The 11909-nt window shown below is 70.2% G+C and carries 13 protein-coding genes; 10 read left to right on the forward strand and 3 right to left on the reverse strand.

Going from position 1 to position 11909, the window contains the following annotated elements; all coding sequences use genetic code 11:
* The first annotated feature begins 22 nt into the window (after positions 1 to 22).
* Together QMK28_RS04995 and QMK28_RS05000 are read left to right on the forward strand one after the other, a co-directional pair.
* Positions 23 to 1090 (forward strand): asparaginase, encoded by a 1068-nt coding sequence (locus QMK28_RS04995; RefSeq protein WP_326435744.1) that lies wholly within the window; start codon positions 23 to 25, stop codon positions 1088 to 1090.
* A gap of 24 nt (positions 1091 to 1114) precedes the next feature.
* Complete coding sequence (locus QMK28_RS05000; RefSeq protein WP_326435745.1) at positions 1115 to 2356, forward strand: GNAT family N-acetyltransferase; 1242 nt, start codon at positions 1115 to 1117, stop codon at positions 2354 to 2356.
* A gap of 196 nt (positions 2357 to 2552) precedes the next feature.
* On the opposite strand, the gene QMK28_RS05005 is transcribed toward QMK28_RS05000, so the two are convergent.
* Both QMK28_RS05005 and QMK28_RS05010 read right to left on the reverse strand, forming a co-directional pair.
* Positions 2553 to 2729 carry a hypothetical protein gene (locus QMK28_RS05005; protein ID WP_326435746.1) on the reverse strand — a complete coding sequence of 59 codons (177 nt, stop codon included), beginning with the start codon at positions 2727 to 2729 and terminating at the stop codon, positions 2553 to 2555.
* A 135-nt stretch (positions 2730 to 2864) separates the two neighbouring features.
* Positions 2865 to 3041 (reverse strand): hypothetical protein, encoded by a 177-nt coding sequence (locus tag QMK28_RS05010; protein WP_326435747.1) that lies wholly within the window; start codon positions 3039 to 3041, stop codon positions 2865 to 2867.
* A 237-nt stretch (positions 3042 to 3278) separates the two neighbouring features.
* Between QMK28_RS05010 and QMK28_RS05015 the strand changes: the two genes are divergently transcribed.
* From QMK28_RS05015 to QMK28_RS05035, 5 genes are all read left to right on the forward strand, one after another.
* Positions 3279 to 4160 carry a winged helix-turn-helix domain-containing protein gene (locus QMK28_RS05015; RefSeq protein ID WP_326435748.1) on the forward strand — a complete coding sequence of 294 codons (882 nt, stop codon included), beginning with the start codon at positions 3279 to 3281 and terminating at the stop codon, positions 4158 to 4160.
* A 138-nt stretch (positions 4161 to 4298) separates the two neighbouring features.
* Positions 4299 to 5225, forward strand: a complete 927-nt coding sequence (locus QMK28_RS05020; protein ID WP_326435749.1) for a FadR/GntR family transcriptional regulator — start codon at positions 4299 to 4301, stop codon at positions 5223 to 5225.
* A gap of 67 nt (positions 5226 to 5292) precedes the next feature.
* Positions 5293 to 5991 carry an HAD family hydrolase gene (locus QMK28_RS05025; protein ID WP_326435750.1) on the forward strand — a complete coding sequence of 233 codons (699 nt, stop codon included), beginning with the start codon at positions 5293 to 5295 and terminating at the stop codon, positions 5989 to 5991.
* Positions 5992 to 6248: 257 nt separating this feature from the next.
* Complete coding sequence (locus QMK28_RS05030; protein ID WP_326435751.1) at positions 6249 to 7313, forward strand: phosphotransferase; 1065 nt, start codon at positions 6249 to 6251, stop codon at positions 7311 to 7313.
* A gap of 68 nt (positions 7314 to 7381) precedes the next feature.
* On the forward strand, positions 7382 to 7822 hold the full coding sequence (locus QMK28_RS05035; protein WP_326435752.1) for an ankyrin repeat domain-containing protein: 441 nt from the start codon (positions 7382 to 7384) through the stop codon (positions 7820 to 7822).
* A gap of 179 nt (positions 7823 to 8001) precedes the next feature.
* Here the strand turns inward: QMK28_RS05035 and murJ are convergent, their stop codons facing one another.
* Positions 8002 to 9639, reverse strand: coding sequence for a murein biosynthesis integral membrane protein MurJ (gene murJ / locus QMK28_RS05040; protein ID WP_443050544.1), 1638 nt, complete (start codon positions 9637 to 9639; stop codon positions 8002 to 8004).
* Between the two features lie 378 nt (positions 9640 to 10017).
* Here murJ and QMK28_RS05045 point away from each other — a divergent pair, with 378 nt between their 5' ends.
* From QMK28_RS05045 to QMK28_RS05055, 3 genes are all read left to right on the forward strand, one after another.
* Positions 10018 to 10584 carry a helix-turn-helix domain-containing protein gene (locus QMK28_RS05045; protein ID WP_326435753.1) on the forward strand — a complete coding sequence of 189 codons (567 nt, stop codon included), beginning with the start codon at positions 10018 to 10020 and terminating at the stop codon, positions 10582 to 10584.
* A 32-nt stretch (positions 10585 to 10616) separates the two neighbouring features.
* The gene (locus tag QMK28_RS05050) at positions 10617 to 11279 is read left to right on the forward strand and encodes a hypothetical protein (RefSeq protein WP_326435754.1); all 663 of its coding nucleotides are present in this window, start codon (positions 10617 to 10619) and stop codon (positions 11277 to 11279) included.
* A 258-nt stretch (positions 11280 to 11537) separates the two neighbouring features.
* Positions 11538 to 11888, forward strand: a complete 351-nt coding sequence (locus QMK28_RS05055; RefSeq protein WP_326435755.1) for a DUF2516 family protein — start codon at positions 11538 to 11540, stop codon at positions 11886 to 11888.
* The last annotated feature ends 21 nt before the right edge of the window (positions 11889 to 11909 follow it).

Raw genomic sequence — 11909 nt, forward strand, 5'->3', positions numbered from 1 at the left:
ACCGACCCCCGGAAGGCCGACAATGACCTCCACCCCTGGCGACACCCCCAGCGACGCCGGTTCAGCCGGTATATCCGGCGGCCCGGCAGCGGGTGCGTCCGGCTCAGCCGGCGCGTCACCGTCCCCCGCCGCCGCGCCCCGTACGTCCGCCGCGCCCCCCGTCCTCGCGGAGCTCGTCCGCTCCGGGTTCGTGGAGGGGCACCACCGCGGCTCGCTGGTGGTGCTGGCCGCCGACGGCAGTGTGGAGCTGGCGCTCGGCGACACGACCGCGCCGGTCTTCCCGCGCTCCAGCAACAAGCCGATGCAGGCGGCGGCGGTGCTGCGGGCCGGGCTGGACCTGTCGGGCGAGCGGCTCGCGCTGGCCGCCGCGAGCCACTCCGCGGAAAGCTTTCACCTCGATCTCATCCGCAAGATGCTCACCGAGCACGGACTGTCCGAGACGGACCTGCGGACCCCGCCCTCGCTGCCGCTGGACGAGACCGAGGCCGAGGTCCGCCTCGCGGCGGGCGGCGGGCCCGAGCGCATCCTGATGGACTGCTCCGGCAAGCACGCCGCGATGCTCGCCGCCTGCGCCGTGAACGGCTGGCCGCTGGACTCCTACCTCGACCAGGACCACCCGTTGCAGCAGCTGGTCCTGACCAGCGTCGAGTCCGCGAGCGGCGAGCGCGTCGAGCACATCGGCACGGACGGCTGCGGAGCGCCCCTGATGGCGATCTCGCTCACCGGCCTGGCCCGCGCCTTCCGGACCTTCGTGCTGGCCGGCCCCGGCTCCCCCGAGCGCCGCGTCGCGGACGCGATGCGCGCCCACCCGGAGTACGTCGCGGGCACCCGGCGGTCGGACAGCTGGCTGATGCGCGAGCTGCCGGGCGTACTGGCCAAGGAGGGCGCCGAGGCGGTCCAGGCCGTCGCGCTGCCGGACGGCCGGGCGCTCGCCTTCAAGATCGACGACGGCGCGAAGCGGGCGCTGGGACCGGTGCTGGCCCGCGCGCTGCGCGGCATGGGCGTGGACGCGCCGGCGCTGGCCCGGATCGAGGATCAGCCGCTGTTCGGCGGCGGCGAGCGGGTCGGCGAAATTCGCGCGACTTTCTGAGCGGGCCTGCCTAGCGTGGGCGGCATGAGCCTCGAAGTCCGTAAGGTCACCGACTCCGAACTGGCCGACTGGCTGCGCGCCGTGAACGTCGGCTTCCTCCGGCAGCCCGTCGTGTCCGAGGAGGAGGTGGCGATACGGCGTGGGGATGCGGCCACGGACCGCAGGCTGGGGGCCTTCGACGAGGGCCGCTGCGTCGCCACGTACCGCAGCTTCGTCCAGCGGCTCTCGGTGCCCGGCGGCGGCTCGGTCGCGGCGAACGCGGTCAGCGCTGTCACGGTGTCGCCCACGCACCGGCGGCGCGGCCTGCTCAGCCGCATGATCACGGAGGACCAGGCGCAGGCCAAGGAACGCGGCGACGCCGTCTCCACACTGATCGCCGCCGAGTATCCGATCTACGGGCGGTACGGCTTCGGGCCCGCGAGCTGGACCACCGAGTGGCAGGTCGAGGCGGGCCGGGCGGGGCTCGACCCGCGCTGGTCGGGGCCGGAGGACGGCGGCCGGGTGGACTTCGTCGACGGCGCGGACGTACGGGCCCTGGGGCCGAAGCTGCACGAGCGGATGAGCGCCGTACGGCACGGCGTGATCGACCGGACCGACCGCAAGTGGCAGTTGGACACCGGCGCACTGCGCATCCCCTCGCTCCCCTGGACCGAGCCGTTCCACGCCGTCTACCGCGACGCGTCCGGCGAGGTGCAGGGCCTGCTCTCCTACACCAGCGACGACCGCTGGGAAGCCAAGCTCGCGCAGAACACGGCGACGGTCGACGACCTGATCGCGGTCACCCCCGACGCCGAGCGCGCCCTGTGGCGCTTCCTGCTCTCCGTCGACTGGATCACCACGGTCAACAGCGGCTACCGCGCCCCCGACGACCTGCTGCCGCTGCTGCTCGGCAACCCGCGCGCGGCCAGGGTCCGCACCCACGCGGACTTCCTGTGGCTCCGCCCGCTGGACGTGCCCGCGCTGCTCGAAGCCCGCAGCTACCCGGCCGCGGGCTCGCTGGTGCTGGAGGTCCACGACCGCGCGGGCCTGGCGGCCGGCCGCTACCGGCTCGACGCGGGGCCCGACGGCGCGTCCTGCGCCCCGACCACCGAATCCGCGCACCTCGCGCTGGACGTCGGCGAACTGGGGGCCCTCTACCTCGGCGACGAGTCGGCGGTCCGGCTGGCGGCGCTGGGCCGCGTGTCGGAGGAACGTCCGGGCGCCGCGGCCAGGGCCGAAGCGCTGCTGCGGACGGCCCGCCGGCCTTGGTGCCCGGACATCTTCTGAGCGGGCCGGCGCGGACAGTCCGCCGAGCGGGCCGGCGGTGTTCTGAACGGGCGGTGCGGCCACGGACCGAGCGGTGGGCTCCGAGCCGGGCAGTGCGGCTCAGGACCGGTGGTGCGGTGACCGCTCCCCCGTGACGAGCGGTCACCGACTACCGGTCACGGCGGCTACCAGCCGCCGCACCGCCCGCGGCGGCCACTCACGCGTGCCAGGCCAGCAGCACCAGCACGAGCAGCACGCCTCCGGCGCACAGACTCCCCTCCGACCCGGTCCGCGCGCCGGCCGTCACCAGGACGAGCGCCAGGACCAACACGGTCCCGAAGCGCCATTGCAGGTACTCCTCCAGAAACGCCACCACGAGTTGCGGCCACGGCATTTCTCCCCCTTCCCCCTGATTCCCTGACTCCCGACTCCGCGGGACTTCTCCCGCCCCGAAGCGGAGCGGGAGGCATCCCGGAAGCTCTTCTCGGCTACCGGCAGCGCGGCACGGCTACCGGCGAGCACGGCGCGGCTACTGGTAGAGCAGCACGGCCAGCACGACCGCTCCGGCGCAACTGCACGGCACGTTCTTGGCCTTGAGGCCGATGGTCAGCAGCACGAAGCCGACGACCCCGATGAGACCGAAGTGAAGAGCGAGTATCTGTTCGAGGCCGATGAGGACGGCTGCGAGGGCGAGTGCGAACGGCATGGGGTCCCTCCTTCAAGGCGGGAGGAGCGTCAACGGAAACGGAGCGGGGGAGTTGCGCCCATACGCCGTCGGACGGGCGGGACACGCGATGCTGGGGATCAACCAACTCCGGCAATCTCTTGCCATCTTGATCAGGTTGGTTAACCAACTCACTACGGGGTGTCCCCAGTTGGGACCATCTTCTAAACTGTTGGCAGAGAAGTACCGCTGTATGTCCGGAAGTTGTACCGTTTGGTGGTGACCCCAGAGAGCGCTGCAACCCAGGGACGGAAGCTGTCGCCCGAAGACGTCGCGCGCGCCCTGCGTGACCGCATCCGAGCAGGCACTCTCCAGCCGGGCGACAGACTGCCAACTCAGCAGGAGTTGGCATCCGAGTTCAGCGTCCCGCGCGGCGCGGTCCGCGCGGCGCTGAAAGTCCTGCGGTCCGAGCGGCTGCTCACGGACATGACCAAGGGCAGCCCCGCGACCATCGCCCGGCCCCCCGCGGCCGAACCGGGCGCGGGCTTCAGACCGCAGACCGCGATGGCCGCGCTGGCCCCCCGCATCCTGGCCGCCTTCGCCGCCCGCCACGTCGAGATAGACGCCTACTGCCTCACCGCCGCGACCCTCACCCTCGCCCTCGGCAAGCCCCTCGAAGACATCCACGCCGGCCGCATCCTCCCGGAACGGATCACCATCCGGCTGCTCATGCCGAGCAGCGAGACCGACCTCGCCTTCCCCAAGCCGGTGGACGACGGCGACGACGACCGCCCGCACCGCCGCTGGCTCGCCCAGCGCAACGCCCAGGCCCGCGTCCTGCGCGACAACCTGCTGCGGCTGCGCGGCTCGCACGGCATCGAGATCGACATCACGCTGCGGGCGGTGTCCCTCAACCCGACGGTCGAGCTGTACCTGCTCAACAACTCCGAGGCGCTGTTCGCCTTCTACCCGGTCAAGAAACACGCGGAGGAGTTCGAGCAGGACTCCGTCGAGATGTACGACACGCTCGGCATGCAGTCGGTGCTCTTCGCCCTCTCACAGGACAGCCCCGAGCTGTGGCACGCGACGTTCGTGGAACAGGCGCTGCTGTACTTCAACTCGCACTGGGAAAACATCACATCGGAGCTGAAACTCGGCTAGCGGCGGCTCGCCCGCCGAGTAGACCGAGTAGGCAGTGGGTTGGTCAACAAGTGTGGGCGCATCACCCCAGGTCGGGGAAGTCAGGGAAAAGTTGGCAGACAACTCCCACTGTGCGGAATGTAGTTGTACGGTTTTGAGGTGACCCACCGGGACGAATCCGCGAACGGCAGCAAACGACCTCACGACCACGTAGCGGCGGCGCTACGGGGACGCATCGCCTCCGGGGCGCTCCCCGCGGGCGGGCAGTTGCCGACCCAGGCCGCGTTGGAAGCCGAGTTCGGAGTCCCCCGCGGCGTCGTACGGCAGGCGATCGACGTCCTCAAGGCCGAAGACCTCGTCACGGGCGGACGGGGCGCACCTCCGACCGTCGTCCGGCCCACACGGCGCGCCGCCAACGGCAAGGCCCGGAGTGCGGCCCGGGGGCTGGACAGCGGCGAGGGCGAGATCGGCGATCTGATCACCTACGCCTTTGAGTCGGACAGCGTTTCCATCGACTGCTTCACCTTGACGGCTGAGAGCCTGAACATGGCGCTCAGCCAGCAGCAGGCTCACATGGAGGGCCGCCCGCCCATCGACTCGTTGCGGCTGAGGGTGCTGCTGCCCGGCCCGGACACCCAGCTGGCGCTGCCGAAGAGCGTGGACAACCCCGACGACGAGCGGCCTCGGGACCGGCTGCGCGGCATCACGCAGAACGTGGCCGAATTGCTGCTGAACACCGCGCAGCAATTCGAGGGACGCGGGTTCATCCGGCGGGTGGATCTGCGGATCAAGGCGGTCCCCATGACGCCGCAGCTGAAGTTGTACCTGGTCAACGGGGTCAGGGCCTTCACCGCCCCGTACATCGCGCAGCGGAATCGAGTCCTCATCGAGGACGGCATCTGGGTCGATATCGTCGATGTCCTGGGGATCGGGGTGACGCTGGAGGAGCAGAAGGTCGACACCTACCAGCAGTGGTTCGACAGCCTGTGGGAGGAGCTTGCCGAGGAGTATCCGCTGACCGGCCCCGAAACACCGGTCAGGCCCGATACGACGGCTCGCTCCGGCGCGGCCCCCTCCCCGAAGTGACCGATCGCTCCGGGAGACTCTTCAAGTAATACTGGTCAACTCTGCCCAAAGATCGGACACTTGGACAGTGAAGACGTCCTCCGAAGAGACGAATGCCATCCACGCGGCGCGTCACCTCATTGAATCGGCGAAATGCATACTCTTCGACTTCGATGGTCCGATATGCCACCTATTCGCTGGGTACCCCGCTTCGGAGATCGCCGACTCGCTACGCGATTGGCTCCACGAGCGCACCCCACCGACGACCGCTCTGCCCGACAGCCAGGACCCACAGCGGCTACTGACCGGGGTGGCGGAGCTCATCAGTCCACGCCTGTTCGCTGAGCTGGAGCAAGAGCTCACCCGGCACGAACTCCGGGCCACGCGGACAGCGCGCGCCACTCCCGGCGCTCTCCCGTTGATTCAGCAGCTCGCCGCGAGCGGCCACGGCCTCGCGATCGCCACCAACAATTCGCGGCACGCCGTGGAACAGTACTTGCGCAGAGAGAACCTGGCCCGCCCCTTCGGCGCGCATATCCACGGCCGAGGGCAGCTACCGCATGAACTGAAGCCCCACCCGTCCTGTCTGCTGCACGCCCTGGAATCGACGCACACGCACCCCGGCGCCGCGCTCATGATCGGGGACTCGGACGCCGATGTGGCAGCGGCCAACGCGGCCCATGTCGCCTTTCTCGGCTATGCGAAGGACGAGCGCCGGTTCCTGCGACTGCGCAACGCCGGTGCGACCGACGTCATCCGGTCACTGGAGCCGCTCTCCGGCGGGTGAACCCTTGCCCTATTCCGCCCTTCCGTGACCATTCCAGCGCTTCTCCAGTTATCCGCAGCATCCCCGCAGTCAGGTGAGGCTAGGGTGCTGGCCTCCCCGCCCCAACGTTTCCGAGAGTTCCCACTGTGACATCGATCGCCTTGCGAAAAGTAGCGGCTTTGGGCGCAGATCAGGTGGAAGGTCCGCTGAAAGGGAATCATCACGAGGCATATGCCGTACGTCCCGGTGCGGACAGTCCGCTGGCGGTATTCGGCCGGGTGAAAGTCCGTGAGCCGCGCGAAGAGCTGCTCTGGTTGGACCGGCGCTGCTTCGTCTCAGAGGACGAGTTGCTCCTCGCTCTGGCGGACCGGAAGATTCCGCGCGTGCCTCCGCTGGCCGAGACGGACCTGGGGTTCGTCATCCACGGCTTCATCGAGGGCCGGACACTCGGTGACGGGCGGCCTGCCGGGCATACCGTCCCCATCGGCCATATCGACCAGATCATGGAACTCTTCAGCCACCTGGCGGCCGTCAAGCCCTACGATCTGGACCACGTCGAGCGCCGCTGTCTGTACAAGGGCCGGCCCAAGGACGAGGACCGGGCCGAGAACACCGAGAACGCCGAGAACGCCGAGAACGAGGACACCGGCGCGTTCCTCAAGGCCCTCGTCCGGTTCACCGAATCGCAGGCGTACCGAGCCCAACTTCCAGTGTTCGGAACCCTCTTCGACGCCCTGGGCATCCCGGACGGCGCCCTCGACAAGCTGGCGAGCGCCGCCGGCGGCCTCGCGCGCCGGCCTTTCTGCCTGCTGCACGGCGACCTCCACCGCGAGAACTTCATCGTCGACGTCGACCAGCGGCTCTGGACCATCGACTGGGAACTCGCCATGATCGGCGACCCGGTGTACGACCTCGCGACGCACCTCTATCTGATGCGCTATCCACAGGCTCAGGAGGCGATCGTCATCGAGCGCTGGCGCGAGACCGTCGAGTCCGTGCGCCCCGGCGCTTCGCAGGGCGTGGACCGGGACCTGGACCAGTACCTCGCGTACAAGCGGGCCCAGTCCGTCTACACCGACGTGATCCGCACCGCGGTCTCGCTGCGCGGCCGGCCGGACGGCGGCGGGTGGCTGCACGACCACGCCGCGCGGCGGGTCCGGGAAGTCCTCGCCCGCGCCCGCGAACCTCTCGGGCTGCCCCCGACCCCCGGCACGGCCCGTATCGCCCGCGCCTACGACGACTGGCGCCACACAGCCGCCACCCCGCCGGCCGACGCCGCCCCGGCCGACACCTGTCCGACCGCCCCTCTCCCGATCATCGAGTTGCGGCCGATCCGTACGTAGGGTGGCGACAACCGCGCGGCCCGCGTGAGCAGGGCGGCAGCAGCAGCCAGCAGGAAGGACGGCGGACCATGACCGACGACGCGACCCCGAACCCGCAGGCCCCCGAGATCGAGCACGCGCACGACCCCGAGGTGCTGCAACTCGCGGGCAAGGTCTTCGACCTGGCCAGGCACGGGGATACGGACACGCTCGCCGCCTACGTCGACGCGGGTGTCCCGGCGAACCTCACCAACGACAAGGGTGACTCGCTGGTCATGCTCGCCGCGTACCACGGGCACCCGGCGGCCGTACGGGCGCTGCTGGAGCGCGGCGGCGACCCCGACCGGGCGAACGACAAGGGCCAGACCCCGCTGGCCGGGGCGGTCTTCAAGGGCGAGGACGACGTCGTACGGGCCCTGGTCGAGCACGGCGCGGACCCGACCGCCGGGACGCCGTCCGCCATCGACACGGCGCGGATGTTCGAGAAGACCGAACTGCTGAAGCTGTTCGGGGCGGGACCGGCGGAGTAGTCGGCGGAGCAGTCACGGAGAGCGGGGCGGGCGGGGGGTCTGGAGCGCATCCTGGACGGCGTCGAGGTGCTCGTCGTACGAAGGCGGGGCGAGGCGACGGCGGGGCCTGAGCCGATGGGTGGGGGCGCCCCCACCGACTCACCAGCCCCACCGACTCCCGCTGCCCCATCTCAGCCGCGTCAGCCTCGTATGCCGCACCAGCCGCACCAGCCGCACCAGCCGCACCAGCCAGCAACCGCCCCCGCCTCACCGCAGCCCGGCAGACTCCGCAACTCACCTATGCGGAGCAGCCGGGCGAGCAGCAGAAACAGCACCACCATGGTCACGCCACCGGCGGCCAGCGACAGCCCCGTAGCCGCGAAGGCATCCATGGCGACGACCCGGGAACCGGCGCGGGCCACGCCCCAGCCCAGCGCCCCGGCCGACAGCGCGGCGACGGTCAGCTTGCCGTAGGTGCGGCTGAGCCGCTTGCCGTCCAGGCGGCCGTCGAGGCGTCGGCGCAGCAGGGACGCGGTGATCAGCAGACCCACGCCGTACGAGACGGTGTACCCGGCTGCCATCCCGGTGACCGCCCAGCGGGCGGACAGCAGTTGGTGGCACAGGGCGGCCAGCGCGATATTGACGGAGCCGATCCACACCGCCATCCAGAACGGCGTACGGGTGTCCTCGAAGGCGTAGAACCCGCGCAGCAGCAGGTACTGCGCGGAGAACGGGATCAGCCCGAGCCCGAACGCCTGGAGCATGTACCCCAGCGGCTGCGCGGAAGCCGCGTCCGCCGCCCCGTGCGCGAACAGCAGCGACGCTATCTGCGGCCCGAAGGCCAGGAAGAAGAAGGCCGCCGGGACGATGACGACTCCGCTGACCCGCAGCGCCTTGGAGAGATCCCCGCGCAGGTCGTCCAGTCGATGTTCGGCCACCGCGCGGCTCATCCTCGGCAGCAGGGCGGTGACCAGCGAGACCGTGACGATCGACTGCGGCAGCATCCAGATGGTCTGCGCGTAGGCGTACGCGGTGAACCCCGCGCCGGCCTTGGGCAGCGCGTCGTCAGCGGCGTTGGCGTAGCGGGTCACGACGGTCAGGGCGACCTGGTTGACCAGGACGAACAGCAGCGTCCAGCGGGCGGCGGCGACGCTCTTGCGCAGCCCGGCGCCCCGCCAGTCGAAGCGCGGTCGCAGCCCCAGGCCGGCCCCGCGCACGTAGGGGATCAGCGCGACGGCTTGCAGCACGATGCCGAGCGTGGTGCCGATGCCGAGCAGCCGCACCTGATCCGGGGCGATGTCCGCGACGGTGTGCGGGGCGGTCAGCACGCCGAGGTAGAGGCCGAACATGGCGATCAGCACAACGTTGTTGAGCACCGGCGTCCACATCATCGCGCCGAACTTGCCCTGGGCGTTGAGTACTTGGCCCAGGATGCTGAACAGCCCGTAGAAGAAGATCTGCGGCAGCAGGAAGCGGGCGAAGACCACGGTGAGTTCGAACGCCGCGTGATTCTTCGGCGAGTCGGCCATATACACCCCGACGATCTGCGGAGCGGCCCAGACCGCGAGGGCCGTACCGACCGCGAGAACGCACAGCACGAGCGTGACCAACCGCTGCTGGTAGGCCCGCCCGCCGTCCTGGTGCTCGACCCGGGCCCGCACCAACTGCGGCACCAGCACGGCGTTCAGCGCGCCGCCGATCAACAGCGTGTAGAGGCTCGCGGGCACGACGTTGGCCGTGTTGTACGTACTGGCCAACAGCCCGGACCCGAGCGCCGCGCCCTGCAACACCAGCCGGACCAGCCCGGTGGCACGCGACACGACGGTCCCGACGACCATGAGCAGGGAGGCCCGCCGCAGCCCGCCCGCACTGCCGTTCACGGCCCGTTTCGCGGCACCGGCTTCGACACCGTCGCCGCCTTCGACACCGTCGCCGCCCTCAATACCACCCTCAGCCTCGCCCCGGACCTTGCTCTTCGCCACGATCTGCGCCCCCTCAACCCATGCGATCAACCTGATGAGCGCCCTGTTCCGCTCCGCGACGCCCTGCGGCTGATTTCGGCGGCAACTCCTCCCGGTGCGGGACGCTGTCCGTATGGGTGGGGTTCCACAGCTGTGGGGCCGGCTGGGTCCGCAACATTCCCGCAATCTGTGCGACACGACACTTTTGCAAGCAGGCGCTTGCAAAAGTTAGCAAGGATGCGGCAGCATCAAGGCATGGCTTCACTCAAGGTCGGCAATCTCGGTGAGTTCCTGCGGGAGCACCGCCGCAACGCGCAGCTGTCGTTGCGGCAGCTCGCCGATGCCGCCGGGGTGTCCAATCCGTATCTCAGCCAGATCGAGCGCGGACTGCGCAAGCCCAGTGCGGACATCCTGCAGCAGCTCGCGAAGGCGCTGCGGATTTCCGCCGAGACGCTGTACGTCCAGGCCGGAATCCTCGATGAGCGGGACCGGGACGGGCTTGAGGTCAGCAGTGCGATCCTCACCGACCCGACCATCAGCGAGCAGCAGAAGCAGGTGCTGCTGCAGATCTATGAGGCCTTCCGCAAGGAGAACGGCCTGATAGCCGAGGCGGTCGCGCCCCGCGGGAGCGCGGCGACCGGCGACGTCCCCGCGACGGCGGACGTCATCGAGGCCGTCGAGGTCGTGGACCCGTCTCCGGCCGGGACGGACGAGCGCCCCGCGGACGGCACTGCCAGTGCCGCCGGCAAGGCCCGCCCGACCCGCAGGACCCGCAGCACCGGTACGACCCGAGATGAAGCCACACCCCCGAACCTGACCTGATCGACCTGACCCGATCCCGGAGGACCATCACCATGGCCATCACCGACGATCTGCGCAAGACCCTCTCCGACGCCACCCCCCTCTACGCCGTGGCCGGCACCGCCGATCTCGCCGCCGAGAAGCTCAAGGAGGTGCCGGCGCTGATCGAGAAGATCCGCGCCGAGGCTCCCGAGCGCATCGCGGCTGTTCGGGCCACCGACCCCAAGGTCGTGCAGGAGCGCGTGACGCAGCAGGCCAGGGAAGCCCAGAGCAGGATCAACGGCGCCCTCGGCAGCATCGACACCGACATCAAGAAGCTGCGCGACTCCGCGCAGGACCTCGCCCTGCAGGGCGTCGGCCGGGCGGCGGAGTACGCCGTCAAGGCGCGCGAGACGTATGACGAGCTGGCCGAGCGCGGTCGCGGCGCGGTGGACAGCTGGCGCGGCGCGGCAGCCGAGCAGGTCGAGGAGGTCGCCGTGGCGATCGAGCCGGACCCGCAGCCCGCAGCCGAGAAGTCCACGACGGAGGAGTCCACGACGGCCTCCGGCTCGGCCTCGACCACGGATTCGTCGTCCGACGCGGCCGCCGCCGACCAGTCGGCCGCGAGTTCCTCGCAGCCCACCGCCAAGAAGACCGCCGCGCAGCCCGCCGCGGCCAAGAAGACGACGGGCGGCACGCCCGCTCCCAAGAAGGCCACGCCGAAGTCCGAAGGCTGATCAAGCCGACACGGGCCCCTGATACGGATCTACGGATATAGGGGCCTACCGGCTCGCGTGAGCTGACCAGCCACGGCGTGCCGAAGGGCGCGCAGAGCGGTACGGAGAACAGTACGAAGCGCTGTACGAAGCACCGGATGGCGTACAGCGGAACAAGCCGGTACGGGCCGGGCACACTCCACGTGCCCGGCCCGTTGTACCGGTACGGTGGCCGCAGGACGCGCGGCGAGGACGAGGACTGACTGGGCGGTGGACGGCATGTTGGTGCAAGGTTTCAACGAACTGCTGTGGTGGGCCTCCATGGCCCTGCTGGTCTTCAGTGTGTTCGCGTTCGTCGACGCCGCGATCCGCCGCGAGGACGCGTACCGCGCGGCCGACAAGAAGACGAAACCGTTCTGGCTGATCGTCCTGGGCCTGGTGGTCGCGGTGAACCTCTACCCGATCATGTTCTTCCTGCAGATCATCGGGATCGTCGCCACGATCGTCTACATGGTGGACGTCCGCCCCGCGGTCAAGCAGATCTCCGGCGGCGGCGGCCGGGGCGGTGGTCGCCGCAGCGGCGGCAGCAGCTCCGACGGGCCGTACGGGCCGTACAACGGCGGCCGCTAGCCGCCACCGCGACGGTCGGCC

The organism is Streptomyces sp. H27-D2, from assembly GCF_035828615.1.
Classification (GTDB): Bacteria; Actinomycetota; Actinomycetes; order Streptomycetales; family Streptomycetaceae; genus Streptomyces.

Coding starts and splice junctions, on each gene's coding strand:
- QMK28_RS05005 (WP_326435746.1), bottom strand. CDS start 2,729: ATGCCGTGGCCGCAACTCGTGGTGGCGTTTCTGGAGGAGTACCTGCAA.
- murJ (WP_443050544.1), bottom strand. CDS start 9,639: ATGGTCGTCGGGACCGTCGTGTCGCGTGCCACCGGGCTGGTCCGGCTG.
- QMK28_RS05055 (WP_326435755.1), top strand. CDS start 11,538: ATGTTGGTGCAAGGTTTCAACGAACTGCTGTGGTGGGCCTCCATGGCC.
- QMK28_RS05045 (WP_326435753.1), top strand. CDS start 10,018: ATGGCTTCACTCAAGGTCGGCAATCTCGGTGAGTTCCTGCGGGAGCAC.
- QMK28_RS05000 (WP_326435745.1), top strand. CDS start 1,115: ATGAGCCTCGAAGTCCGTAAGGTCACCGACTCCGAACTGGCCGACTGG.
- QMK28_RS05010 (WP_326435747.1), bottom strand. CDS start 3,041: ATGCCGTTCGCACTCGCCCTCGCAGCCGTCCTCATCGGCCTCGAACAG.
- QMK28_RS05035 (WP_326435752.1), top strand. CDS start 7,382: ATGACCGACGACGCGACCCCGAACCCGCAGGCCCCCGAGATCGAGCAC.
- QMK28_RS05050 (WP_326435754.1), top strand. CDS start 10,617: ATGGCCATCACCGACGATCTGCGCAAGACCCTCTCCGACGCCACCCCC.
- QMK28_RS04995 (WP_326435744.1), top strand. CDS start 23: ATGACCTCCACCCCTGGCGACACCCCCAGCGACGCCGGTTCAGCCGGT.